Raw genomic sequence first — 25,176 nt, forward strand, 5'->3', positions numbered from 1 at the left:
GTTGGTGGGCGCGGCGGCGTCGGCGCTACTGGTGAGCGACTGGTCGTCGCTGAACCGCGGCTGGTCACTGATCCGGTCCCGGTGGGGCAAATGGATAGCGCGGCTGCTGCCGGTAGTCGGCCTGGCGCTGTTGGGGGTCGCCACCCACTTCGCCACCGGCAGCGCCCGCGAGTTCCACGAAGGTCTGCTGATTGTGGTGGCCATTGCGGCGGTGCTGGTGATTGCCCCGGTGGCGCTCGACCAGCGCGGACCTGTGGCCGTTGCGCTCGCGTGGGGTCCGGTGGCGTGGCTGGGCACTATCTCGTACGGCGTCTACCTGTGGCATTGGCCGATCTTTTTGGTGCTCAACGGTGAACGGACCGGGTGGTCAGGGCTGTCGTTATTCGCTGTCCGGTGCGCCGCCACGCTGGCGGTTTCCATCGTGTCGTGGTGGGCGATCGAAGGGCCCATCCGGAGATGGCGACCGGTGCGGGTGCCGTTGTTGCCGCTAGCCGGGGCGACCGCCGCGACGGCCGCCGCGGTGATCTTGCTGGTTGTTCCGGTTTCTGCCCGGCCCGGCGGCGGGCCGCTTGCGGGCAGCCTGCCGCCTGGCGTGTCATCGGTCGCGGTTGTTTCGCCGTCTCCGCCTAGGGCATTCATCCCTGCGCGCGCCGTGGGGCAGCGTGATCCACGACGACCGTTTACCGTGTCGGTCTTCGGCGACTCGATCGGCTGGACGTTGATGCATTTCCTTCCGCCGACTCCGGGGTTCCAATTCATCGACCACACCGTGATCGGTTGCAGCTTGGTGCGCGGCGGCCCGTACCGCTATTTGGGCGAGACGCTGGATCAGAAGGGCGAATGCGAATCGTGGCCGAGTAGATGGAGATCAGAGATCGCGATAGACCAGCCCGACGCCATACTGCTGATCGCCGGCCGCTGGGAGACGGTCGATCGAGTCAACGAGGGTCGGTGGACTCACATCGGTGACCCGGCCTTCGACGCCTACTTGACAGCTGAATTGGGCAGCGCGGTAGACATTCTCAGCTCCAGCGGCGCGCCATTGACCGTGGCTAATCTGCCCTACAGCCGGCGGGGTGAACGTCCGGATGGCAGCTCGTGGCCAGAGGATCAACCCGAGCGGGTGAAGGAATGGAACAAATTGTTGAGCGTGACCATCGGCCAACGCACAGGCGTGCGGATACTGGACCTGAACAAGAAGCTGTGCCCGGACGGGGTCTACACCGCGAAAGTTGATGGCATCCAAGTGCGTAGCGATGGTGTACACCTGACCGCCGAAGGCGTGCAGTGGCTAACGCCGTGGCTGGAGAAATCGCTGAAATAACCGCAGCTAATTGCCGACGCGGCAGCTGATCTCCATGCTGTCGCTTTTGCGGGCGGCGAAGTTGACACTGACATAGCCGTTTTCAACGTTGCGGACATAGTCGAGGTACGGCTGTGTGTCCGCCATCTCCGTGTTGTCGGCGACGACGAGGGCTCCTGGCGACAGATGTGGCTCGAGCAGCTTGACCACCGGGAGGTACAGCTCCTTCCAGCCGTCGAGCAGCACCACACCGACGGGTCCGTCAAGGTCGGCAAGCGTGGAAAGGGCGTCGCCCTCGAGAATGGTGATCAGGTCGTCCAACCCGGTGTCGGCAAAGGTCTGCTTCGCGGCGGCGATCTTGTCCGCGCTGAGTTCAGTGGTTATCACTCGCCCGGTACCGTTGTCGCGCACCGCTGCCGCCAGGTGAAGCGCTGAAATGCCCAACGACATACCGAATTCCACGATGGTCGCGGGTCGCATAGCCCGAACCAGTGAGTACAGCAATCGGCCGGCCTGCGGGGTGACCGGGATGTAGAAAGCACTCATTGCGTCGGCACGCTCTTGTGCGGTCTTAGCAGTAGACAGCTCGTCTTGCATATCGCGCAGCCGCGGCATTTGTTCGTTCGCCTCGGCGTACATCCTGTCCAGGGCTGCTGCGACTCGTTGGTCGTGCAATGTGGTGGGCATACCGCCGAGCCTAGGCCGCCCGGACGGCAATGCGTCTGCTCCCCGCGGACTGGAGGCACGGCGCTGACCGCGAACTAATTTCCGATAACGTTTGACCTGCACCGCGTGCGGTGCCAGGATGGACTGGCAAGCACCTCGGTAGGTGAGGCGTCTGCACGGATATAGGCCACTGACCCCGAACGTCGAGAGACGCCCCGGGTCAGGACAGCTCCTCCCGGCTTAAGGGTTGAGCCCAAGTGGCTTCCGGAAGAAGCTCCGGATACGCCGTGCAGTGCCGAAGCTCCGACGAGAGGGGTGCGTCGCCGTCGGCGTCAAACCCCTTATGCGCGCACCTGGTGACACCCCCGTGTGTCCTGGCCGTGAGGAGGTGATGGGCGAGATGAGTCCGAGCGACAGTCCGCATCCGTATTCGAATTTCGTTTCGTCCCGATCCGGTAGCGGCATTCCTTCTGCCGTCTGAGCCTTTTCGGACGCTACTTCGGGTGTGCCTGCGCGTATTTAGTGCGCGGGGCAATGAGGTGTGCCCGAAACGCGTTCAGCGGTTGTCATGGCGCTAGGTAATCGGGCGGGCGCTCCCACAGGAGACGACATCATGGAATTTCTTGTTGCACAGCAAAATCGAGGAGGTAGCGATGGCCCGGCCTAACCCGGAGCGCCAGATTCACCGGGCATGCGGAGACGTGCGTGCTGCCCTTCTCGAGGCGCTGGAGTTGCTTTCGGAAAGCACTGTCCCCGATGCCGGCTGTGATGACATGTTCAAGGCCTTCAGCGACCTAGGGCGCGTTCAGCGTCATGTCGCCGTCGCGCTGCATGCCACCAACTTGCTCGATCAGATGGTGGGAATTCCGGAGGAGCAGCGTCCACCCTGGTCGTATTACCGTAGCCGAATTCGCAAGAAGCCGTTGTATGTCCTGGATTCCGCCGACGGTGATCACGGCTTCGCAAGGCGGGCGTCCGCCTCCTAGCGACAGCTGCTGCTGACACGCCCGACGCCGGCGCGCTGCGTCGTGCGTTGGCTCCGGCTGCCCTGGCCTCATTCCTGACCGTCCCACTAGCAGGTGCATCGATTTCCAGAGAGCGAGAAGCCAATGACTTCCATCTCCCCCCAAGCCACCGTCGGCATTCCGACGACTCGGCAGGCCACACCGTCCGAGTCGGCGGTGCTGGATTCGGCGCACGTCGGCGACATCGTCGGCGCCTTCGGTCGTATCCGGATGGATGCCGCCGCCCCGGGTCGTAGTTGGTGGCAACGGCTTCGGATGTTGTTGGTCATCACCGGACCCGGACTGATCGTGATGGTCGGCGACAACGACGCCGGTGGTGTCGCGACGTACACACAGGCCGGGCAGAACTACGGCATGAAGCTGCTGTGGACGCTGGCGTTGCTGATCCCGGTGCTCTACGTCAACCAGGAGATGGTGCTCCGGTTGGGCGCAGTAACCCGGGTCGGCCATGCGCGGCTGATCTTCGAACGTTTCGGCAAATTCTGGGGCGCGTTCAGTGTTGGAGATCTGTTGATCCTCAACGCTTTGACGATCGTGACCGAATTCATCGGAGTATCCCTGGCGCTCGGATTCCTGGGCTGCCCGAAAGTGTTTGCGATACCGGCAGCCGCCGTGCTGCTGTTCGCGGTGGTGGCGGGCGGTTCGTTCCGTCGTTGGGAGCAGCTGATGTTCGTGTTGATCGCGGTGAACATCGTGGTCTTCCCGCTTGCACTGTCGGTCCACCCAACCGTCGGCACCAGCGTGCAGGGACTGATTCCCTCGCTGCCGGGCGACCACGACTCGGTCGTGCTGATGGTCATCATGGCAATCGTGGGCACCACGGTGGCGCCCTGGCAGTTGTTCTTCCAGCAGTCCAACGTCGTCGACAAGCGCATCACTCCGCGCTGGATCCCCTACGGACGAGCCGATTTGGTCATCGGAATCGTCGTCGTGATGTGCGGGGCGTTCGCGCTCATGGCAATCACCGGATTCGGGCTCGGTGGGACCGCGGCCGCGGGCAACTTCACCGACGCCGGCGCGGTCGCCATGCACCTGTCGAATCATGTGGGGCACACGGTCGGCGTGCTGTTCGCGATCATCTTGTTGGACGCATCGTTGATCGGGGCGAACTGCGTCGGGCTGGCCACCACATACGCGCTGGGCGATGCGATGGGCAAGCCGCACTCGCTGCACTGGAAGATCACCGAGGCCCCGCTGTTCTATGGCAGTTACGCCGTGCTGCTTGCGGTGTCGGCCGCCGTCGCGTTCAGCCCCGATCACGTCCTCGGTCTGATCACTCAGGGGGTGCAGGCGCTGGCCGGTGTGCTACTGCCTTCGGCGACAGTGTTTTTGGTGCTGCTTTGCAACGACCGCCCGGTGATGGGTCCGTGGGTGAACAGCTTCCGGCAAAACGCCCTCGCGTGGATGATCGTGTGGTCGCTGGTGGTGCTGTCGCTGATGCTCACCGCGGTGACGTTCTTCCCGAACCTATCCACCGCGACTCTTGCGACCGGGCTCGGAATCGCTGCCGGTCTGGGCGTTCTGGGTGGCGCGATCATCTACGCCGCCGGTTGGATCGCGCAACGCCGCGAAGCGGAGAACACCGTGCCGTTTGGTGCGTTGGACCTGGATCAGGTGGAGGAACTCGACGAGCTCCCCAAGCTGACACGTAAGGAACTGAAAGCCTTCCGCCACCAGGTCCGTGCACGCTGGACCACGCCGGCGCTGGCGACCCTGGAGCGACCGGCCATCTCGCCGCTGCGACGTGCCGGGCTGCTGACGCTACGCAGCTACCTGGTTATCGCGGGAGTGATGGTGGTGGTCAAAATCGTCCAGGCCGGCATCGGCTAACCGAATCTCAGGGCAGTAGAACGATTTTGCCGTGGGTATGCCGCTGCTCGAGTTCTGCGAAAGCATCGGCGACGCGGTCGAGCGGGTAGGTTGCGGCGACGTCGAAGTCGATTGCGCCGGAAGCGACCAAGTCGGCGATCTCTTTCAGCACCGCCGGCGTTGAACCCGCGGCGCTGCCTTCGGTCTTGGCGCCGACCTCGGCGGCCTTCGCGAAAGAGATGATGGTGTCGATGCGCTCGGGCGCTACGCCGAGGTCGACGGCGAGCTGAACGTAATCCGCTCCGAACAGATCGATGAAGGCATCGATGCCGTCCGGCGCGGCCTCTCGCAATCGCTGGGCCAACCCGTCGCCGTATTCGACTGGGATAGCACCGTGAGCGCGTAGCCACTCGGCATTGCTTGCCGACGCGATGCCCAGCACCCGCACGTTGCGAAGCGCCAACAGCTGCACGACCACGCTGCCGACTCCGCCGGCCGCGGCGGAGACCGCGACCGTCTCGCCCGGCTGCGGCGCGACAGAGTGAACTGCCGCGTAGGCGGTGGCGCCGACTACGTAGAGAGATCCGGCGACCTCCCAGCTCAGCTGCGCGGGCTTGTGGATCAGCTGATCAACCGGGACAACGGTGTGCGTGGCGTGGCTGGATCGCTGAAAGCTGAACCCGAGCACCTCGTCCTCGACGGCGAAATCGCTTACCCCGTCACCGACCTCGACGACAACGCCGGCCAGATCGCTGCCCTCGCCGGAGGGAAAGGTGGTGGGGAACTGCTCGTGTAGTGCGCCGGCGCGGATGGCCGCCTCGCCGGGATTGATCCCGGCGGCGCGAACCTCAACCAGCACTTCGCCTTTACCGGGTGCGTGCACATCGACATCGGCCAAGTACAGGACATCGCGCCCGCCATAGTGGTCGAAACGGACCGCGCGCGCTTTGGTAGTTGTCACGGGAGCACCTTTCGTCGAAGCCGTCTTAGGCGCAAACTCGGCGGCTCCCCCGCCTCTTCCACATGCGGGTGTGACCGTCGCCACAACCGGGTGTCGTCAGATAAGGCGCACGTCGGGCCGCTACGACACCACGTTGATCGGATCACCGATGTGGACGGTGTTGAAATACCACTCGGCGTTGTCCGGGCTGAGGTTGATGCAGCCGTGGCTGACATTCGCATAGCCCTGCGAATCCACCGACCAGGGCGCCGAATGCACGTAGACACCGCTCCCGGTGACCCGTACCGCCCACGAGGCGACGATGTCGTATCCTTCCGGCGAGCTCAGCGGGATCCCGATCGTCCGCGAATCCATCCGGACAGTGCGCTCTTTGGACAGCGCGGTGAAGTTGCCCATCGGCGTGGGGCGGGACGGTTTACCCATCGACGCCGGCATCGTGCGCAGTACTTCGCCGTTGACGCTGACGGTAAAGGTGTGCTGGGAAATACTCGCAGTGCCGACTACCTGGTCGCCCGTGTCGAAGCCGGTTGACAAGGCGTGCACGGTAACACCGATGTGGCTGTGGGCGGGCCAGTAGCCGTTTGGAATCCATTGCACGACGTTGTTGTCGACCCAATCGAATCGCCCGGTCATATGGTTCGGATCGGTGATCTTGATCGTGCGTTCGGCGCCTGCCCGGTCACGGACTGGCTCGGTGAACGTGACGATCACCGGATGAGCCACACCGACGACCGCGCCGTTCGCCGGTTGGATCGAGGTGACGCCCGGGGGCGGCTCCGGGGGCGCGATCGCTGCCATGCTCGGGGCGCCCGATCCCGCGATGGCCAGCGCGGCAACTGCTCCCGCGAGCCATATCTTTCGAACCGCTGTACGCACGGTGTCCACCTCCGAGATGGTGCAAGCCCCAAGTGCTTACATTCTGTATCTCAATATGTACCCTATCCAGCATCCAGCAAACGGATCGTTAAACGCGCAAGTCGCGGCTAGATATGCGAAATCGTTATCAGCTGACCTGGTCGACGCCCTAAAGCGACCTTCGACGTGATCTCAAACTCGTCGGGCCACTCGTGCCTTGGCAAGCGAAGATCGCTGTGTTAAACCAAAGGCTATGTCGGATCCGTACACCCGGCCGCTGCCCGACTCGGCGGCACTCGTCCTGATCGACGTCCAACGCGACTTCTACGCCGACGACGCTCCGCTGCCCATCGAGGGCACCAAGGCGGCGATCCCGGCCATGGCTTCGCTGGTAACCGAATTTCGCGCCCGGGCAAGGCCGATCGTGCACGTCGTGAGGCTCTACCGTCCGGACGGGTCGAATGCGGACATGGTGCGTAAGCAGGCGATCGAGCAGGGTGCGCGGTTCGCTGTCCCGGGTAGCGCGGGCTCGCAAATCGCAACCGAATTGCTGCCCAATCCTGTTGAGCTGGACCATGAATCGCTCCTCAGCGGTGAACTCCAGCAGATCGGCCCGCGCGAACACGTGATGTACAAGCCGCGCTGGGGTGCCTTCTACCAGACCAACCTCGAGCAGCATATTCGCGATATCGGCAGCAACACTCTGGTTTTCGCCGGCTGTAACTTCCCGAACTGCCCCCGCACGTCTATCTACGAGGCCTCCGAGCGCGACTTCCGGATCGTGCTGGTATCCGATGCGGTGTCCGGGCTTGACGACCGAGGCATCAACGAATGCGGGGCGATAGGCGTCGACGTTCGAGATCTGTCGGCGACACTTGCGTGGCTGAGTCAGGGATAGCGCCCGACCCTCAGTTCGACGATTTCACCCGGGCGGCAGCGGATTCCGGCATCGGTTCGTACCGGGCAAAGGAGCGGGTGAACGAGGCTGCGCCGTGTGACAGCGAGCGCAGGTCGATGGCGTACCGAGTCAGCTCCACTTGCGGCACTTCGGCTCTCACCAATGTGCGGTCGTTGCCGGCGGTGTCGGTGCCCAGTACCCGGCCGCGACGCCCGGATAGATCACCCATCACCGCACCGACCAGATCATCGGGGATGAGCACCGAGATCTCGTCGATCGGCTCGAGCAGAGTCACCTTGGTCGCCGCGGCGGCCTCCTTCATCGCCAGGGAGCCGGCCATTTGGAAGGCGAAATCCGACGAGTCGACGCTGTGCGCCTTGCCATCGAGCAGCGTGACGCGGATGTCGACCACAGGGTAGCCGGCATGCACGCCCTTTTCCATCTGAGCGCGTACTCCCTTTTCCACGCTGGGGATGAACTGTCGCGGCACCGCGCCACCGACCACCTTGTCCACGAACTCGAAACCGGACCCTTCCGGTAGCGGCTCGACTTCGATATCGCAGACCGCGTACTGGCCGTGTCCACCGGATTGCTTGACATGTCGACCGTGGCCTTTTGCCTTGCCTGCGAAGGTTTCCCGCAGCGGTACCCGTAGCTCGACGGTATCCACGGCGACGCCGTAGCGGTTGGCCAGCGCGTCGAGTAGTACGCCGGCGTGCGCCTCACCCATACACCACAGCACAACCTGGTGTGTCTCCGGATTCTGCTCGATGCGCAGTGTCGGATCCTCAGCCGCCAGCCGACCCAACCCGACTGACAGCTTGTCCTCGTCGGTCTTGGCGTGTGCCTGAATGGCCACCGGGAGCAGCGATTCCGGCATGACCCACGGTTTGAGCACTAGCGGTTCGCCCTTGTCCGACAGGGTGTCTCCGGTTTCCGCCCGGCTCAGCCGGCCGATCGCACACATGTCACCCGGCAGCACTACCGACGCGGGCCGCTGCTGCTTGCCCAGCGGGAAGGACAGCGCACCGATGCGTTCATCCTCATCGTGATCGACGTGACTGTGGCCGGTGCCGTTGCTGGCCCCGAAGAATGACGAGAAATGGCCCGACACATGAACCGTCGTGTCGGGCCGGATGGTGCCCGAGAAAACCCGGACCAGGCTTAGCCTGCCGACGTAGGGATCTGAGGTCGTCTTCACCACCTCGGCCAGCAGCGGCGAATCGGAGCCGCAGGTCACCTTGGTGAACACCGCACCCTGCGGCGTAAAGACATCGGGCAGCGGGTGTTCCGCTGGAGACGGGAATCCGCGGGTAGCGACCTCTAGCAGTTCCAGGGTGCCGACACCGGTGCTGCTGCACACCGGGATCACAGGGAAAAACGAGCCACGGGCAATTGCTTTCTCCAGATCGTCGATCAACACTGATTCGTCGATTTTTTCGCCACCCAGATACCGCTCCATCAACGATTCGTCTTCGGACTCTTCGATGATTCCCTCGATCAACGTGCCACGCGCTTCTTCGATTTGATCGGCGTACGACGCATCGGGCGAATGCGTGCTCCGTCTCCCGTCCTGGTATTCGTAGTGGGTCTGCGATAGCAGCCCGATCAGTCCGTCGCCGACAGGCAGGTAGAGCGGTAAAACCTTGTCGCCGAACGCATTTTGGGCCGTCGACAGCGCATTCTGATAGTTGGCTCTGGCGTGGTCGAGTTTGGTGATCACCACTGCCCGCGGCATGTCAACCTGGCTGCACTCCTGCCAAAGGGACTTGGTCGGTTCGTCGACGTCCTCGTTGGCCGCGATGACAAACAGGGCGCAGTCCGCGGCGCGCAGCCCGGCCCGCAGTTCGCCGACAAAATCGGCATACCCCGGAGTGTCGACCAGATTGACCTTGACGCCGTCGTGCAACAGCGACGCCAAGGCCAGACCAACGGACCGTTGCTGGCGGATCTCGGCCTCGTCGTGGTCGCAGACGGTGTTGCCGTCGGCGACGGAACCCGGTCGCGACAACACGCCGGCGGCGACCAGAAGGGCCTCCACCAGTGTGGTCTTGCCGCCGCCGGACGGACCGACCAGCACCACGTTGCGGACCGCGGCCGGATCATCCACGGCGGGGGCGGCTCCTACGGTTTGGGAAGCATTGGACTTGTCTGCCATGACGTGTCTCTCCTTTGAGCCCGCATCGGTTTGCTGACTCCCGCGCGGGGGGCAGCGACCCTGGTAGTCACCTTTCCCCTCGCTCCCGCCTAGCACAAGAGTGAACAGGACAGTAACGGCGGATTTTGCTAGGGATTCCAAGGGGGACGGCCGCGCTCAGGCGTACCAGCTGCTCCAACGCTGGACCGCGACCGCAATCACCGGCCCGTTCAACGGAACCGATTGATACTGAGCGTATTTCGCGCGCAACAGGTCGTGCCCTGCCTGCAGGGTATTGCCGTCGCGGTGTATCGCGGCGATGCCGTCGACACGGACCCACCACAACTGTGTCCAGTCATCGGCGTAGTGATCGACCAGCAGGCTCACCTGCGGGTGCCGTTCGATATTGGCCAGCCGTCGCAGACGTTGGGTGGTCTTGGGCTTGGCGTCCACAGCGGTATAGACGACGTCGTCGCGAACCGCAAACACCACTGGCACCAGGTGCGGCGTGCCGTCGGGGCTGACGGTGCCCAGCCGGGCTACCGACGCGTGAGCGAAGCTGGCTTTGGGGTCGAAGTTGACCACAACGCTGAGCCTATTAGGTGATCGTCAGGCCGCCGTCGACGACGATCGTCTGCCCGGTGACATAGCCGCCGGCCGCTGATGCCAGCCACACCGCAGTGGCGGCGAGCTCGCGCGGGTCACCGAGCCGGCCCAGCACCAGCCGATGCGCCTGGTTTTCCAGGTACCCCGGCTTGTACTCGTCAGTCATCTCGGTCCGAAAGAATCCCGGCGCCAGCGCGTTGACTCGGATTCCCTTTCGCGAGCCCCACTGCTGGGCGAGATCTCGAGTGAGCCCGATGATCGCGGCCTTGCTGGCGCTGTAGGCGGCCTGCGGCAGATCGGCAGTGGTGATGCCCAGGACACTGGCGATGTTGATGATCGAACTCCCCGGTTGCATGACCCGCCCGCTGGCCTGTGCCACCCAGTAAGCGCCGTTGAGGTTGACGTCGATCACCGAGCGGAACTGCTCCGGCGTCTCGCGGGTAGCCGGGTGCGCGGACCCCACTCCGGCGTTGTTGACCAGCACGTCGACCCGGCCGAAGGTTTGCATCGCGGAGTCGATCAGTGCTTGGCACTGTTCGGGCACGCTGACGTCGGTGGCCACCGGCAGCGGCTTGCGGCCGGCGGCTTCGACCAGTTCGGCAGTCTCGGCCAACCTGTCGACGCGACGCGCACCCAACACGACGTCGGCGCCGGCTTCGGCGAACGCCTGGGCGAACGCTACGCCGAGGCCCGACGACGCACCGGTCACGACCACCACTTTGTCGTCAAGTCGGAATGAATCAAGCACGCTCATGGAAAAGACACCTTTGCAGCTACCGGTCGGGCCAACCACATCGGGTGGGGAACCGCGAGATCAGCGCCGGTTTGACGCTACGCGCTCGGGGACTCCCGCGCCTGGTCGAAGCGACCGGGATGCCCGATGAGCAAACCCCGGTTACGGTGTAGTGAACAAAATCGCGCGAAGGAACCCCGACGCTGCGACAATCCGAGCTTGATCGAGCTGGAACCGATGCAGGAGGTAACGGGATGAGCAAATCGCACCGCCCAAGACCACAAAGGTCGCGGATGGAACTGTGGTTGCTCAGTCTGATCGCGGTGGTAGCGCTGGGTCTGGGCGCCGCGCCCGTGCACGCCTCGCCATTGACGCCGCCGGCGCCGCAAGACGCGCTGGCGGCCGTTGGGCAGGTGGGCCCGACGATCGTCGACATCGACGCCAAGCTCGGATATCAGAGCGCCGTGGGCGCCGGAACTGGCATTGTGATCGGTCCCAGCACGGTACTTACCAATAACCACGTGGTCGCAGGCGCTACGCAGCTGACCGCGAGGTCCATCGCCAATGGTCAGACCTTTCCGGCCACGGTGATCGGCTTCGACCGCAGCCATGACATCGCGGTACTGCAGCTTGCCGGCGGCGGCCTGCAACCCGCCAATATCGGTAACTCCGACACGATCGCCGTCGGCGAACCGATCGTCTCGCTGGGCAACGCCGGTGGCGTCGGCGGAGCGCCCAGCGCGGTGGACGGACGCATCGTCGGGTTGAACCAGACGGTGTCCGCGTCCGACGCCCTGACCGGCAGCACTGAGACGCTGGATGGGCTGATCCAGGTCGACGCCGCGATCCGGCCCGGTGATTCCGGTGGGCCCACCGTCAACGCCGCCAACCAGGTGATCGGCATGAACACCGCCGCATCCGACAACTACCACCTGGGCCGCGGCCAAGGTTTCGCGATCCCGATCAACGAGGCGATGGCCATCGCCGCGCAAATTCAGGGCGGTGGGTCGCCGACCGTGCACATCGGTCCGACGGCGTTCCTCGGCGTCGGTGTCAACGACGCCGCCGGCGGCGCGGGGGCGATAGTCAAGCAGGTGATTCCGACCGGTCCTGCCGCTGGTGCGGGGCTGGCCCCGGGTGATGTGATCACTTCGGTCAACGGCCAACCGGTCAACTCGGCTACCGCGCTGACGAACATTCTCGATCAGCACCACCCCGGCGAAAACGTCACCGTGGGGTTGGAGAGTCGCACCATCAACGTGACGTTGGCGGACGGTCCGCCGGGCTGACCTGCACGCCGCAGCTCGCTGAGCTGCGCTCAATTCGTTTGGCGTGCATATGGTTTGCGCTGTGATGCCTCGGGTACGTGTAAGATCGTGAACTTGACGAGCGACAGAGACGAGCCCCCTGAGACCGTTGCGCACGATCCTGCCGAGGGAAGTCACGTCGAAGCGGGCGTGGTCGAACATCCCAGCGCCGACGATTTCGCCGACGCCCGGGAATTGCCCGCCGATTCAACGTGGTTCAAGCACGCGGTTTTCTACGAAGTGTTGGTTCGAGCGTTCTACGACTCCAACGCCGACGGATTTGGTGACCTACGGGGCCTGACCGAGCGGATCGACTATCTGCAATGGCTCGGTGTCGATTGCATCTGGCTGCCGCCGTTTTACGATTCGCCGTTGCGCGACGGCGGCTACGACATCCGCGACTTCTACAAGGTGCTGCCGGAGTTCGGCACCGTGGACGACTTCGTCGAGCTGGTCGATGCTGCGCACCGGCGGGGTATCCGGATCATCACCGACTTGGTGATGAACCACACGTCGGATTCACACGCCTGGTTCCAGGAGTCGCGGCGCGACCCCGACGGACCATACGGCGACTACTACGTGTGGAGCGACACCAGCGACAAGTACACCGACGCGCGGATCATCTTCATCGACACTGAAGACTCGAACTGGACGTTCGACCCAGTCCGTCGCCAGTTCTACTGGCACCGGTTCTTCGACCACCAGCCGGATCTGAACTACGACAACGCGGACGTTCAGGAAGCAATGCTCGACGTCATGCGGTTTTGGCTCGACCTCGGTATCGACGGGTTCCGGCTGGACGCCGTGCCCTACCTGTTCGAACGCGAGGGAACCAACTGCGAGAACTTGCCCGAGACGCACGCGTTTCTCAAGCGCGCCCGCAAGGTCGTCGACGACGAATTCCCCGGTCGTGTGTTGCTGGCCGAGGCCAATCAATGGCCAAGCGATGTCGTCGAGTATTTCGGTGACCCCGAAACCGGTGGCGATGAATGCCACATGGCATTTCACTTCCCGCTGATGCCGCGCATTTTCATGGCGGTGCGCCGCGAATCGCGTTTCCCGATCTCGGAAATCATGGCGCAAACACCGCCCATCCCGAAGATGGCGCAGTGGGGCATTTTCTTGCGCAACCACGACGAGCTCACCTTGGAAATGGTCACCGACGACGAGCGCGACTACATGTACGCCGAATACGCAAAGGATCCGCGGATGAAGGCCAATGTCGGCATCCGCCGCCGGCTGGCCCCGTTGCTGGAGAAAGATCCCGATCAGATCGAGTTGTTCACCGCGTTGCTGCTGTCGCTACCTGGTTCACCGGTCATCTACTACGGCGACGAGATCGGTATGGGCGACGTGATCTGGCTCGGCGATCGCGACGGAGTTCGCACGCCGATGCAATGGACTCCGGACCGCAACGCTGGATTCTCGACGGCCAATCCCGGTCGGTTGTACGTGCCACCCAGCCAGGATCCGATCTACGGCTACCAAGCCGTCAACGTGGAGGCCCAACGCGACACATCGACCTCGCTGCTCAACTGGACCCGCACCATGTTGGCGGTGCGCCGCAGGCATGACGCGTTCGCGATCGGTACGTTCGAGGAAATGGGCGGATCCAACCCGTCAGTGCTGGCCTACGTGCGCGAAGCCGACCACGATGTGGTGCTTTGCGTGAACAATTTGTCGCGATTCCCGCAGCCCATCGAATTGAACCTCCAACATTGGAGCGGCTACACGCCGATCGAACTGACCGGTCAAGTCGAGTTCCCGCGGATCGGCCAACTGCCCTATCTACTGACGCTGCCAGGACACGGGTTCTACTGGTTCGAGCTGGCTGAGTCAGAGGAGACGCAATGAACTTGCCGTGGTCCGAATGGCTTCCCCAGCAGCGCTGGTATGCCGGGCGAAGCCGGGAACTCGCCACCGCCGAGCCGAACCGCGTCGTCGCCCTGCGGGAAGGGCTTGACCTGGTATTGGTCGACGTCAGTTACACCGACGGCTCGGCAGAGCGCTATCAGGTGATCGTCAGCTGGGACACTGCGCCGCTACCCGAGTACACCACCGTCGCCACCATCGGCGCCGACGAGGACCGCACCGCCTATGACGCGCTGTATGAGCCCCCGGCGGCGCAATTTCTGCTGTCGCTGATGGACACGGGTGCCGTCCGATCCGACGTGACGTTCGCCAAGGAGCCGGACGTCACCCTGCCGCTGGAGGCATCGCCGCGGGTGTCCGACGCCGAGCAGAGCAACACCAGCGTGATCTTCGAGCGCTACGCCATCCTGAAGGTGTTTCGCCGCGTCAGCGCCGGCATCAACCCCGATATCGAGCTGAACCGGGTCCTCGGCCGGGCCGGTAACCCACACGTGGCCCGTCTGCTCGGCAGCTACGAGCTGACTGCGCAGGGCACCGATACCGACGCCCCCTGTCCGCTCGGTATGGCGACCGAGTACGCGGCTAATGCCGCTGAAGGCTGGGCGATGGCCACCGCCAGCGTCCGCGACCTGTTCGCCGAGGGTGACCTGTATGCCCATGAGGTCGGCGGCGATTTCGCTGGCGAGTCCTACCGGCTCGGCGAAGCCGTCGCCTCGGTGCATGCCACGCTCGCCGACGCCCTCGGAACGTCGCAGGCCCCCTTCCCGGTCGACACGATGTTGGCGCGGTTGTCGTCGGCGGTCGCGGCGGTGTCCGAGCTGGGGCAGTACGCAGAGGCGATCGAGCAGCGGTTCGGCAAGCTGGCGGAGCAGACGATCACCGTCCAGCGGGTGCACGGCGACTTGCACCTTGGCCAGGTGTTGCGCACACCGGAGTCCTGGCTGTTGATCGATTTCGAAGGCGAGCCCGGTCAGCCGCTGGACGAGCGCCGCGCGCCGGATTCGCCGTTGCGCGACGTCGCCGGTGTGCTGCGCTCCTATGAGTACGCCGCGTACGGACCACTGGTCGATCAGGCAGACGACAAGCAACTCGCCGCACGCGCCCGAGAGTGGGTGCAGCGCAACCGCACTGCATTCTGCGATGGCTACGCGGCCGCATCCGGTGTCGATCCGCGCGATTCGGCGCTGCTATTGGCGGCATATGAACTGGACAAGGCCGTGTATGAGACCGGTTATGAGGCACGGCACCGGCCCGGTTGGCTGCCGATTCCGCTTCGGTCGATAGCAAGGCTGGTTAACAACTGATATGAGTGCCGTCTGAGTTACCGTTGCCGCACTGCGAGTGTTGCGGTTGTGATGAAAGCATGGCTGCATGCTGCATGAGACATTCGACAGTGAAGCGCGGCTGTCGTGGGTGCTGGCCGCGCTGGCCGGCGTCCTGGGAGCGACGGCCTTCACCCATTCCGCCGGATACTTTGTGACGTTCATGACCGGGAATGCGCAACGCGCTGTGCTGGGATACTTCCGGGACGACGTGCTGCTCTCGGTTACGGCTGGCCTGCTCATGGTGGCCTTCGTCGCCGGTGTGGTGGTTGCGTCTGTGTGCAGGCGCTATTTCTGGGTCGCGCATCCGCACGGGCCGACTGTGCTCGCTACGGTCAGTCTGGTGGCCGCCACGGTGGTGGACGTCATCGATGAAGGCTGGGAAGAAAACTTTCTCGACTTCGCGCCAATCTGGTTGGTGGCCTTCGGCATTGGCGCGTTGAACACGTCCTTCGTCAAGGATGGCGAGGTATCGACGCCGCTGAGCTATGTGACCGGCACGCTAGTCAAGATGGGCCAGGGGATCGAACGCCATATCGCGGGTGGAGACGTGTCGGATTGGCTCGGCTATTTCCTGCTGTTCGCCAGCTTCGTCGTCGGCGCCACGGTCGGTGGCGGAATTAGCTTGGTGGTCAACGGGACCGGGATGCTGGTCGCTGCATCGGTGGTGTGCGCGTTGGCAACCGGATACACCTACTTCCACCAGGACCGCCGGGCCTTGCTGGACTAGCGCCCGTTTAAATGCATCGGCAGCAGCGCTGGGGGCACGCTGCTGCCGATGCGTCGGAGGGTAGATCAGGTGGCGGCTGGGCCGCCGCTTAGCACCCGCTGAATGTCGGGCTTCATGGCGACCAGCTGCTGGTTCCAGTAACCCCAGTCATGGGTCCCGTTGGGCGGGAAGTTAAACACACCGTTGTTGCCGCCCGCGGCCACGTAGTTGTCGCGGAACTGCTCGTTGGTGCGCAACGTGAAACTCTCCAGGAACTTGGCCGGCATGCTGTCGCCGCCAAGGTCGTTCGGAGTGCCGTTACCGCAGTAAATCCAAATGCGGGTGTTGTTTTGCACCAGTCGAGGGAGCTGGACCATCGGGTCGTTGCGCTTCCACGCCGGGTCGCTGGTCGGACCCCACATGTTGGTGGCGCTGTAACCGCCCGCATCGCCCATCGCCAGGCCGATCATCGTCGGCCACCAGCCCTCGGACGGGTTCAAAAAGCCCGACAGCGATCCCGCGTAGGAGAACTGCTGCGGGTAGTAGGCGGCCAGGATCAGCGCGGAACCACCCGACATCGACAGGCCCACTGCGGCGTTGCCGGTCGGGGCGATGCCCCGGTTGGCCTGCAGGTAGGTCGGCAGCTCGCGGGTGATAAAGGTTTCCCACTTGTAGGTCTGGCAGCCGGTTTTGCCGCACGCCGGCTGATACCAATCGGTGTAGAAGCTGGACTGTCCACCGACCGGCATGATCACAGACAGGCCCGACTGGTAGTACTCCTCGAACGCTGGGGTGTTGATGTCCCAGCCGTTGAAATCGTCCTGAGCGCGCAACCCGTCGAGCATGTAGACCGCGTGTGGTCCACCGCCCTGGAACTGAACCTTGATGTTGTGCCCCATCGCCGCCGATGGCACTTGCAGGTACTCGACCGGCAGGCCCGCCTTGGAGAACGCACCTACGGTCGCCGAGCCGCCGACAGCACCGACCAGACCGGCCAGCAAGGCCGCCCCAACGGTCGCGATTGCCAGTCGGCGCGGCAAACGGGCCGCCGCGCCGTGCAACTTCTCAACGAACTTCATAGCTCTAACCCCATCCCAACTTTCTTTTGCCGCATAACGCGGTCGAATAGCTGTCGGAGGCAGTCAAACACGGCGTGCGGCCCACTCCCGTTTGACGCTTCGGGGTGTGACGTCGCGGTTGGCTAACGATTAAGCGTCGGCGCGGACTCGAAGATAACGATTGGGACTCGTTGGCCTCGTGACGTCGGTATTTGCACTGCCGCAAGGTAATTCGACAGACCTACCGCTGGATGCGGTGCAGGACAACGTCGGTCAATCGCCCGTCGACGGTGCTCGCGGTCATGTAGGTGCAAGCCGGTTGGCGGCGGCGATCGGTCGGCGACCCGGGATTGAGCAGCCGCAGCCCGGTACTCGTCGTGCTATCCCACGGGATATGACTGTGGCCGAAGATCAGCACGTCAGTGTCCGGGTAGCGCCGCGACAGCCGCGCCTCGCGGCCGGCTGCCGCGCCCGTTTCGTGTATCACCGTGAAATGCAACCCGTCCAGCTGCACGTCGGCGCGTTCCGGTAGTCGCGACCGCAACACTGGGCCGTCGTTGTTCCCCCAGCAAGCCACCAACCGCGAAGCTTTCGCCGTCAGGTTGTCCAGCAACTCTGGTGTCACCCAATCACCGGCATGAAAGACGACGTCGGCGTGCGTCACCTCTTCCCATACCTGGCTGGGTAGATCGCGCGCGCGTCGCGGAACGTGCGTGTCGGCAAGAAGCAGGAGCCTCACCTAGTCATCCTGCAACAGGCTTAGCTTTCGGTCTGCGGTCTGGCAGAGGTGGGCGCCCCCGGGCGCCGCTGCGACGAGCGCGGCACTATCGTCTGCACCTAACCAGAGGAGAACACAATGCGCACCTTCGACTCAGTTGCCGACCTCGCCGCCATCCAGGGGCAAAGCATCGGACAAAGCGACTGGGTGACCATCACCCAGGAAGACGTCAACCTCTTCGCCGACGCGACCGGTGATCACCAGTGGATCCATGTGGATCCCGAACGGGCGGCGAAAGGGCCGTTCGGCACGACCATCGCCCATGGCTTCATGACGCTGGCTCTGCTGCCCCGCCTCCAGCATCAGATGTATACGGTCAACGGCATCAAGCTCGCCATCAATTACGGCCTGAACAAGGTTCGCTTCCCCGCGCCGGTGCCGGTCGGGTCAAAGGTCCGTGCGCAGAGCTCGTTGGTCGATGTTAAGGACCTGGGCAATGGCGCGGTGCAGGCGACGGTGTCGACCACCGTGGAGATCGAGGGGTCGGAAAAGCCGGCGTGTGTAGCCGAGAGCGTCGTTCGCTACATCTCGTAGGCTCAGGCCGTGGACGCTGAACTGGCATCCTGGCTAGCCGCCGGGCAGCACTTCGACTACCTCGGCTTTGACATCTTCTACCGCCGCGAAGGCAGCGGACCTCCGCTGCTGCTGATCCACGGTTACCCGTTCAACTCCTTTGACTGGGCACCGATCTGGCCAACGCTGACCCAACGTTTCACCGTCATCGCACCCGACATGATGGGCATGGGCTTCTCAGCAAAGCCCGTCGCTTACGAATACTCGGTGCACGACCACGCAGACATGCACGAGGCTTTACTGGCTCGCCTGGGAATCGGTAACGCGCACATCCTGGCCCACGACATCGGTGACTCCGTGGGCCAGGAACTGTTGGCCCGTCACGAGTTTGGTCAGCGTGCGTATGGCGAGTTGAGCATCGACTCGATCACCTGGCTCAACGGCGGTATGTTCGTCGAGACCTACACGCCGCGGGCGGCGCAGAAGTTGATGTCCCGGACTCCGTTGGGTGACATCTTCAGCCATCTGCAGAACAGCCAGTTATCTCGTCGGCTGCTGGAACCGACGCTGCGCGAGATGTTCGGTCCTAACACCAAACCCACACGGCACATGATGGACGTGTTCAACCAGATCTTGGATTACAACGACGGTCGTCGGGTGCTGCACAAAGTTGGCCGCTTCATCAACGACCGCTATACGCATCGAAATCGGTGGGTGCGTGCTATGCGCCAGACTGCGGTGCCGATGCGGTTGATCGACGGGCCAATCGACCCCAACTCCGGTGCGCACATGGCGCGCCGCTACGCCGAGGTAATACCCCACCCCGACGTGGTGATGCTCGCCGACGACATCGGGCACTGGCCGCAACTCGAAGCGCCCGACGCCGTGCTGACCCATTTTCTGGCCCACATCGACCGCGTCACCGCCGGTAGCTAGAACTCCGCGACAGCGTGTTCTAGGCGCTCGGCCAGCCTGGCCTGTGCCTCCGCGCGCCGGGTGGGTATGTGCTGGGACGGGAAAGGTGTCGTCACCGGCTCGTACTCGCGCAGTGTTCGACGGGCCACCGTCATCTTGTGCAGCTCGGTGGCACCGTCGGCGATGCCCAGCGACTCGGCGGCCACCATCATCTTGACGAACGGCATCTCGTCGGAGACACCGAGCGCGCCGTGCAGGTGCAGTGCCCGCTGCGCGACGTCGTGCAGCACCTGGGGCATGGCGACCTTGACCGCGGCGATGTCGCGGCGCACCTTCTGGTAATCGTGATGCTTGTCGATCAGCCACGCGGTACGAAGCACCAACAGCCGGAACTGCTCGATCTGGATCCAGCTGTCGGCGATCTTCTCCTGGGTCATCTGGAAGTCCGAGAGCGCGCCGTGCCGGGTCTTGCGTGACACGGCACGCTCGCACATCATGTCGAAGGCCTTGCGCGCCAACGCGATTGTGCGCATCGCGTGGTGGATGCGGCCACCGCCGAGGCGGGTCTGCGCGATCATGAACGCCTGGCCCTCACCGCCCAGCACGTGGTCGGCCGGCACCCGGACGTCGCGGTAGCGGACGTAGCCGTGCGAGCCGTGCTTGCTCGACTCGCCACCGACCCCGACGTTGCGAATGATTTCGATGCCCGGCGTCTCGCCCGGCACGATGAACAGCGACATCTTGTCGTACGTGCGGGCGTCGGGCTTGGTCACGGCCATCACGATGAAGAATGACGCGTGCCTGGCGTTGCTGGAAAACCACTTCTCCCCGTTGATGACCCAGTCGTCACCGTCCCGGGTCGCTGTCGTCACGAACATGCCGGGGTCGGAGCCGCCCTGCGGTTCGGTCATGGAATAGCAGGAGGTGATCTCGCCGTCGAGAAGCGGCTGCAGGTAGCGAGCCTTCTGCTCGTCGGTGCCGAACATCGCGAGGATCTCGGCGTTGCCCGAGTCGGGTGCCTGGCAGCCGAACACCGACGGCGCCCAGCGAGACCGGCCGAGGATTTCGTTGAGCAGCGCGAGCTTGACCTGGCCGTAGCCCTGGCCGCCCAGTTCGGGCCCCAGATGCGCGGCCCACAATCCCTGGTCCTTCACCTGCTGCTGGAGCGGGCGCAGGATGGCAGAAGTTTCGGGGTTTTTCTTGTCGTACGGGTCGAGCGCGACCAGGTCGAGCGGCTCGAGCTCGTTGACCATGAACTCTTCGACCCAGTCCAGCTTCTCCTGGTAGTCAGGGTCCGTTTCGAAGTCCCACACGGTGGCATCTCCCGGGATCGTTGTCATTGCGACGCTACCGCCACAGTGCCGAAACGTGGATGACTAATCTGGCCATCAATGACGATCAACGCGAATCCTGCCCGCAGGGCTGACATCGGCGAGCTGTCCCAGGTGCTCGGCCGCGCTTTCTACGACGACCCGGTCGCCATGTGGATCATGCCCGACGACAGAACACGGGCGGCGCACCTGTGGCGATTTTTCGGTGCCGTTACCCGGCATCATCACCTGGCCGGTGGCGGTGTTGAAGTGGCCACCGATGGTTCTATCGGCGCGGCAGCGCTCTGGGATCCGCCGGGGCGCTGGAAGCAAACGGCCACCGAACAACTGATGATGGTGCCGTCGTTCATCCGCGGATTCGGTTTGCGTCCATCAGTTGGCCGCAAGTTTGGCGGACTGCTCGAGCTGATGAAGCGCCATCACCCCGAGGAACCGCATTGGTATCTCGCCGTCATCGGCAGCGATGTGACCGTGCGCGGCAAAGGTTTCGGACAGGTGCTGATGCGCTCACGGCTTGATCGCGTTGACGCGGAACACGCCCCCGCGTACCTCGAATCCAGCAAGCGCGAAAACGTCCCTTACTACGAGCGGTTTGGCTTCGAGGTGACCGGCGAAATGGTGGTGCCCGGTGGCGGGCCCACGCTATGGCCGATGTGGCGGGCGCCGCGGTAGCGAGGGTAAACCCACCAGTGGCGGCGACAATCGCGTTACCGTTGCCAGATGCGGTTTTCCGGAAAGACCGCGGTGATCAGCGGCGGCGCGATCGGGTTTGGTCGGGCCTTCGCGCAGGCGCTGATCGGTGAAGGCGCCGCCGTCGCGATTCTGGACGTCGATGTCCCGTTGGCCGAGCGCACCGCAGCGGAACTGACCGGGCAAGGAGCCCGGGTGATCGCGGTACCCTGCGACGTGGCCGATGAGCAGCAGGTGGACACCGCCGTCGGCGTCGTGATCGAAAAGCTCAGTGGCGTTGACGTCTTGATCAACAACGCCGGACGCCATCTGACGAAGTACAACCAACCCTTCGGCGTGCTGTCCCGGTCCGACATCCGTGGACTGTTCGACGTAAATGTTATGGGCGTCATCAATTGCACTCTGGCGTGCCGTGATTCGATGCGAGATCGCGGCGGCGGTGTGGTGCTGAATATCTCCTCAATGGCCGGCTTCATGAATATCACCCCGTATGGAGTGTCCAAGCTGGCGGTGCGTGGGTTGACCGTGGCGTTCGCTTCGGAGTTATCGGGCGATCGGATCCGGGTCAATGCCGTCGCCCCCGGGCTGATGAACACCGAGAACGCGCTTGCCGACCTGCCGCACGCCCTGGTCGACGACATTGTCCGCGAGCGCCAGCTGATCCACCGGCTCGGCACCATGAACGACGTGGTCGCGGCCATGCTGTATCTCTGCTCCGACGAGGCGTCATTCATCACCGGCGAAACCCTCAAAGTCAGCGGCGGCTACCCGCTGGATTTCTAGGCCCGGACGGGGTGTTTAACAGCCCGGGCGCAAGGGCAACCGGTTGGCTATGGCTAGCGACGATGTCGATCCCCAAGCGGATTACACCCTGAGCCCCAGTGAGGCCACCGACTCCGACGAGGTGCGCAACAACGACGGCGACGTCGTCGTCGACCCACCGGACGACTGGAGCGGGGCTGACAAGTTCGGGGTGACCGCACGCGAAGAGCAAGAGGGTGAATCGCTGGACGACAGGCTTGCCGCCGAGGAACCCGATGTGTTGGACGATCAGGCCATCGATCAGGAGCGCCCGAGCCGGGTGCACCGCGGGCAGATCGACGGAACCCCCGAAGACGGTGAGTCGCTGTTCAACGTCGACGAGTGACCCTCGTAGTCGTGTCACGCAGCGTCGCGCGGAATTGCATTGCCCGGTAAGGCCATCCGCGCGCGGTGTGCCACTGTGACACCATCAGGCCGACGCCGCCGGCGACGTTGAGCCTCGAACCCGCAAGGACGTATCCGCCGTAGAGCTGCGCGACCCGGTTGTTGGCGTGATCCTCGGCGTCCCACTCACACCCGACCACCGGGACCTGCAGCGGCGCGTGGTGTATTGCGGTGGGGGAGTTGATGACTCGATAACCCAGGGCGTACTTCGAGGACAGAAATCCGCCCAGGATCCATTTGCCGTTTGCCAACCGCCGTAGCGACAGCTCGCCCCAGGTTTCACCATCGGGCGTCAGTGGGGTCGGTTCCTTGCCCCACGACCAGCGACCGTTGGTTCGCCCCCACCCGGAGTACCCGTTCACATCGCCGATGTTCTCCGGGCGGACTCGCCGTAGGATGAGTCCCTTGTCACGCTGAAAACCAGTGGAGACAACGTAGATCCAGCCGTGGGCCGGGTCGTAATCCCACGACCAGCACTGGGCGTGACCGTTGTGCAGTTCGGCCGGAAACTTCGCGCTTTCGCCCAGGTGCCGCCACGAGACACCGCTGTCGTCGGACTTCCAGATCTCGGTCCAAACCACGTTGCCGAAGCCCCGGTTGACGATCGCGTGCAGATAGAGCGTGTCGTCGACCCGCAGCAGGTCGGACGGAATCACCGTGCTGATGCCGCGGCGTGGCCGACCGGACGCGACAGTGCGATGCGAATAGCGCCACAGTTGGTGTGCGTACTCGGGGTCGTCACCGCCGGCGCGTTGGTAGATGATCGGGTGATTGGCGTCGCCGGTGCCGATGAGGATCACCGGCGAACGCCAGTCACCGTCGCCAACCCTGTAGCCCGAGAAGGTATCTCCGAACACCGACACCAGCGATCCGTTCGGCGCGATTATCGATGCGCCCAGGTCGGTGCACGTAACACCCCACCGGTCGGTGATGCCGGGGCCGGTGATGTCGGCCAGCTTGCCTTCTTTGCGACGCGAGGTAGCCAATGCCGTCAGCGCCCGCCTTCGACGATGACGTCCACGCGCTCGTTGAAGAACGCGACGCGGTCGGTGACCGGTTCGGCTTCGCGCAGCGGCTGGTGGTAGGTCCACGCCACATCGGCCGGACCATCGGGCACCGAGAAGTAGGACGCCCGGCCCTTGTATGCGCAATAGCTGACGGTGTCCGTCGGCTCGAGATCAACCACGACGTCGGCGCGGGGCAGGTAGTAGCGGACCGGCAGCAAGGTTTCGAACAACAGCAGCGGCCGGGATGACTCGGCCAACAGTCGGCCTTCCCACTCGATCCGGACATGTCGGCTGCTGGCGAGCATGTCGATGCGTTTGAAGGGGTCATGCGGGTGGGCGACGATCGGCTCGTCTTCTTCGCGCCAGTCGAACGCGCTGAAGTCGAACGTGAGGTAACCGGCCAGGTCCGGGTCGTCCGGCCGGAACGCCGCCGACGGGCGCCTGGCCGCGCCGACGGTCACGTCCAACACCTCTCCGGTACAGCTGTGCGTCGTGAACGGGTTGGTCGGGACCAGGATCGGCAAGTCGGCGAGGTCGTCAACCCGGCCTGCGGATTCCAGCCGGGCCGAGATATCGCGCTCCGGCACCGCATAGGTCGGGACCACCCGCCGGGGTTCCCAAACCAGCAGCCCGTTGACGGTGTCGGCGACGGACTCGCCGTCCAGGTAAATCCGAAGCCGCTTTTCGGTGGGTTCGTAGCGCAATGACGGCAACGCGCCACCGAGCAGATCTCGCATTCTGATGCCCATGGCACCATCATTGCGCCGCGGCTTACGGGGTGCTGCGCCAGCCGTTGATGCCGATCACAATCATCCGCAGCTGCTTGACTGCGGTCCGCCGGATCTCTTCGATCGCCTCGGTGGATTGGGCGTCTTCGAGCGCTTCGGCGATCACGATCATCGAGTTGACGAACAGAGCAGCCAGCACGTTGAGATCTTCGGTGCTCCAGGTGTTCAGGCCCGGGAACCGGGCCAGGTCGGTGGCCAGCTCCGAGGTGAGCAGCCGGAACTCGGTGCGAATGGCATAGCGCAACACGGTGACGCCGCTGGAGCGCTCGCGCCCGATGAAGCGCCAGTGCTCACGACGCTCGGTGACGCTGGCGACAACAATCTCGACCGACGACTCGATCACCCGGTTCGGGTCGAGCTTGCCGGCGCGGGCACCGCGCAGCATGTCACGCAAAGTTCGAAAGGACTCGTCGATCAGGACCAGCCCGAGGGCCTCCATCGATTCGAAGTGCCGGTAGAACGCACCCGGGACGATCCCGGCCTCACGGGTCACCTCACGCAGGCTCAGGCCGCTGAAACTGCGGTCGTCGAGCAGCTTGAGCGCCGCGGCGATGATCGCTCGCCGAGTCGCCTCTTTGCGCTCCTCCCGGGACGGGCTCTCCCGGGTACGCCCGCGACTCGACCGGTGCGAGCGTGAGCTAGGCGTACGGTCGTTCACTATGTGAACCCTACCACAGAGCTGCGGAA

At 64.1% G+C, this 25,176-nt stretch carries 25 protein-coding genes and 1 riboswitch; of the genes, 13 read left to right on the plus strand and 12 right to left on the minus strand.

Features of this window, described 5'->3' with window-relative positions; genetic code table 11:
* On the plus strand, nucleotides 1-1,324 hold a 1,324-nt coding region (locus tag WB785_RS05370), incomplete at its 5' end, for an SGNH hydrolase domain-containing protein (protein ID WP_424077685.1).
* A 6-nt stretch (nucleotides 1,325-1,330) separates the two neighbouring features.
* On the opposite strand, the gene WB785_RS05375 is transcribed toward WB785_RS05370, so the two are convergent.
* Nucleotides 1,331-1,990 (minus strand): O-methyltransferase, encoded by a 660-nt coding sequence (locus WB785_RS05375; protein ID WP_424077686.1) that lies wholly within the window; start codon nucleotides 1,988-1,990, stop codon nucleotides 1,331-1,333.
* Nucleotides 1,991-2,117: 127 nt separating this feature from the next.
* Nucleotides 2,118-2,291, plus strand: a riboswitch (M-box (ykoK) riboswitch).
* A gap of 331 nt (nucleotides 2,292-2,622) precedes the next feature.
* Here WB785_RS05375 and WB785_RS05380 point away from each other — a divergent pair.
* Nucleotides 2,623-2,955 (plus strand): hypothetical protein, encoded by a 333-nt coding sequence (locus WB785_RS05380; RefSeq protein WP_424077688.1) that lies wholly within the window; start codon nucleotides 2,623-2,625, stop codon nucleotides 2,953-2,955.
* A 123-nt stretch (nucleotides 2,956-3,078) separates the two neighbouring features.
* Nucleotides 3,079-4,824: an NRAMP family divalent metal transporter gene (locus tag WB785_RS05385; RefSeq protein WP_424077690.1), complete on the plus strand. Its 1,746-nt coding sequence runs from the start codon at nucleotides 3,079-3,081 to the stop codon at nucleotides 4,822-4,824.
* A 7-nt stretch (nucleotides 4,825-4,831) separates the two neighbouring features.
* Here the strand turns inward: WB785_RS05385 and WB785_RS05390 are convergent, their stop codons facing one another.
* Together WB785_RS05390 and WB785_RS05395 are read right to left on the minus strand one after the other, a co-directional pair.
* Complete coding sequence (locus tag WB785_RS05390; RefSeq protein WP_424077691.1) at nucleotides 4,832-5,764, minus strand: NADP-dependent oxidoreductase; 933 nt, start codon at nucleotides 5,762-5,764, stop codon at nucleotides 4,832-4,834.
* A gap of 120 nt (nucleotides 5,765-5,884) precedes the next feature.
* On the minus strand, nucleotides 5,885-6,640 hold the full coding sequence (locus WB785_RS05395; RefSeq protein ID WP_424077692.1) for a L,D-transpeptidase: 756 nt from the start codon (nucleotides 6,638-6,640) through the stop codon (nucleotides 5,885-5,887).
* Between the two features lie 232 nt (nucleotides 6,641-6,872).
* On the opposite strand from WB785_RS05395, the gene WB785_RS05400 reads away from it, so the two are divergent.
* Complete coding sequence (locus WB785_RS05400) at nucleotides 6,873-7,517, plus strand: cysteine hydrolase family protein (protein WP_424077693.1); 645 nt, start codon at nucleotides 6,873-6,875, stop codon at nucleotides 7,515-7,517.
* A gap of 10 nt (nucleotides 7,518-7,527) precedes the next feature.
* On the opposite strand, the gene WB785_RS05405 is transcribed toward WB785_RS05400, so the two are convergent.
* The 3 genes from WB785_RS05405 to WB785_RS05415 all read right to left on the minus strand — a co-directional run bounded on the left by WB785_RS05405 (nucleotide 7,528) and on the right by WB785_RS05415 (nucleotide 11,014).
* Nucleotides 7,528-9,675, minus strand: a complete 2,148-nt coding sequence (locus WB785_RS05405; protein ID WP_424077694.1) for an elongation factor G-like protein EF-G2 — start codon at nucleotides 9,673-9,675, stop codon at nucleotides 7,528-7,530.
* Between the two features lie 156 nt (nucleotides 9,676-9,831).
* Nucleotides 9,832-10,239 (minus strand): TIGR03668 family PPOX class F420-dependent oxidoreductase, encoded by a 408-nt coding sequence (locus WB785_RS05410; protein WP_424077696.1) that lies wholly within the window; start codon nucleotides 10,237-10,239, stop codon nucleotides 9,832-9,834.
* Nucleotides 10,240-10,252: 13 nt separating this feature from the next.
* The gene (locus tag WB785_RS05415) at nucleotides 10,253-11,014 is read right to left on the minus strand and encodes an SDR family NAD(P)-dependent oxidoreductase (RefSeq protein WP_424077697.1); all 762 of its coding nucleotides are present in this window, start codon (nucleotides 11,012-11,014) and stop codon (nucleotides 10,253-10,255) included.
* A 233-nt stretch (nucleotides 11,015-11,247) separates the two neighbouring features.
* Between WB785_RS05415 and WB785_RS05420 the strand changes: the two genes are divergently transcribed.
* From WB785_RS05420 to WB785_RS05435, 4 genes are all read left to right on the plus strand, one after another.
* Nucleotides 11,248-12,282, plus strand: coding sequence for a S1C family serine protease (locus WB785_RS05420; protein ID WP_424077698.1), 1,035 nt, complete (start codon nucleotides 11,248-11,250; stop codon nucleotides 12,280-12,282).
* 93 nt (nucleotides 12,283-12,375) lie between these two features.
* Nucleotides 12,376-14,154 carry a maltose alpha-D-glucosyltransferase gene (gene treS / locus WB785_RS05425; RefSeq protein ID WP_424077699.1) on the plus strand — a complete coding sequence of 593 codons (1,779 nt, stop codon included), beginning with the start codon at nucleotides 12,376-12,378 and terminating at the stop codon, nucleotides 14,152-14,154.
* Entirely contained in the window at nucleotides 14,151-15,476 is a 1,326-nt protein-coding gene (locus tag WB785_RS05430) for a maltokinase N-terminal cap-like domain-containing protein (protein ID WP_424077700.1), read from the plus strand. The genes treS and WB785_RS05430 overlap by 4 nt, the downstream gene beginning before the upstream one ends.
* A gap of 67 nt (nucleotides 15,477-15,543) precedes the next feature.
* On the plus strand, nucleotides 15,544-16,224 hold the full coding sequence (locus WB785_RS05435; protein WP_424077701.1) for a YoaK family protein: 681 nt from the start codon (nucleotides 15,544-15,546) through the stop codon (nucleotides 16,222-16,224).
* Between the two features lie 65 nt (nucleotides 16,225-16,289).
* Here WB785_RS05435 and WB785_RS05440 read toward each other — a convergent pair whose 3' ends face one another.
* Both WB785_RS05440 and WB785_RS05445 read right to left on the minus strand, forming a co-directional pair.
* Nucleotides 16,290-17,282 (minus strand): esterase family protein, encoded by a 993-nt coding sequence (locus WB785_RS05440; RefSeq protein ID WP_424077703.1) that lies wholly within the window; start codon nucleotides 17,280-17,282, stop codon nucleotides 16,290-16,292.
* 220 nt (nucleotides 17,283-17,502) lie between these two features.
* Nucleotides 17,503-18,000 carry a metallophosphoesterase family protein gene (locus tag WB785_RS05445; protein WP_424077705.1) on the minus strand — a complete coding sequence of 166 codons (498 nt, stop codon included), beginning with the start codon at nucleotides 17,998-18,000 and terminating at the stop codon, nucleotides 17,503-17,505.
* A gap of 117 nt (nucleotides 18,001-18,117) precedes the next feature.
* On the opposite strand from WB785_RS05445, the gene WB785_RS05450 reads away from it, so the two are divergent.
* Together WB785_RS05450 and WB785_RS05455 are read left to right on the plus strand one after the other, a co-directional pair.
* Nucleotides 18,118-18,573 (plus strand): MaoC family dehydratase, encoded by a 456-nt coding sequence (locus WB785_RS05450; RefSeq protein ID WP_424077707.1) that lies wholly within the window; start codon nucleotides 18,118-18,120, stop codon nucleotides 18,571-18,573.
* A 9-nt stretch (nucleotides 18,574-18,582) separates the two neighbouring features.
* Nucleotides 18,583-19,488, plus strand: a complete 906-nt coding sequence (locus WB785_RS05455) for an alpha/beta fold hydrolase (RefSeq protein ID WP_424077709.1) — start codon at nucleotides 18,583-18,585, stop codon at nucleotides 19,486-19,488.
* Here WB785_RS05455 and WB785_RS05460 read toward each other — a convergent pair.
* The gene (locus WB785_RS05460; RefSeq protein ID WP_424077710.1) at nucleotides 19,485-20,807 is read right to left on the minus strand and encodes an acyl-CoA dehydrogenase family protein; all 1,323 of its coding nucleotides are present in this window, start codon (nucleotides 20,805-20,807) and stop codon (nucleotides 19,485-19,487) included. The two genes, WB785_RS05455 and WB785_RS05460, sit on opposite strands and share 4 nt — an antisense overlap.
* A gap of 51 nt (nucleotides 20,808-20,858) precedes the next feature.
* Here WB785_RS05460 and WB785_RS05465 point away from each other — a divergent pair, with 51 nt between their 5' ends.
* Genes WB785_RS05465 through WB785_RS05475 form a run of 3 tightly spaced genes read left to right on the plus strand, consistent with a single transcriptional unit; the run spans nucleotide 20,859 to nucleotide 22,635 of the window.
* Nucleotides 20,859-21,470, plus strand: coding sequence for a GNAT family N-acetyltransferase (locus tag WB785_RS05465; RefSeq protein ID WP_424077711.1), 612 nt, complete (start codon nucleotides 20,859-20,861; stop codon nucleotides 21,468-21,470).
* A 48-nt stretch (nucleotides 21,471-21,518) separates the two neighbouring features.
* Nucleotides 21,519-22,271, plus strand: coding sequence for an SDR family NAD(P)-dependent oxidoreductase (locus WB785_RS05470; RefSeq protein ID WP_424077713.1), 753 nt, complete (start codon nucleotides 21,519-21,521; stop codon nucleotides 22,269-22,271).
* 49 nt (nucleotides 22,272-22,320) lie between these two features.
* On the plus strand, nucleotides 22,321-22,635 hold the full coding sequence (locus tag WB785_RS05475; protein ID WP_424077715.1) for a hypothetical protein: 315 nt from the start codon (nucleotides 22,321-22,323) through the stop codon (nucleotides 22,633-22,635).
* On the opposite strand, the gene WB785_RS05480 is transcribed toward WB785_RS05475, so the two are convergent.
* From WB785_RS05480 to WB785_RS05490, 3 genes are read right to left on the minus strand one after another with little or no spacing between them, the layout of a single operon-like run.
* Nucleotides 22,619-23,680, minus strand: a complete 1,062-nt coding sequence (locus WB785_RS05480; RefSeq protein ID WP_424077716.1) for a DUF4185 domain-containing protein — start codon at nucleotides 23,678-23,680, stop codon at nucleotides 22,619-22,621. The genes WB785_RS05475 and WB785_RS05480 overlap by 17 nt on opposite strands.
* 5 nt (nucleotides 23,681-23,685) lie before the next feature.
* Entirely contained in the window at nucleotides 23,686-24,450 is a 765-nt protein-coding gene (locus WB785_RS05485) for a DUF427 domain-containing protein (protein WP_424077717.1), read from the minus strand.
* A 22-nt stretch (nucleotides 24,451-24,472) separates the two neighbouring features.
* Entirely contained in the window at nucleotides 24,473-25,147 is a 675-nt protein-coding gene (locus WB785_RS05490; protein ID WP_424077719.1) for a TetR family transcriptional regulator, read from the minus strand.
* Nucleotides 25,148-25,176 lie beyond the last annotated feature (29 nt).

This window comes from Mycobacterium sp. (genome assembly GCF_049585075.1).
GTDB lineage: Bacteria > Actinomycetota > Actinomycetes > Mycobacteriales > Mycobacteriaceae > Mycobacterium.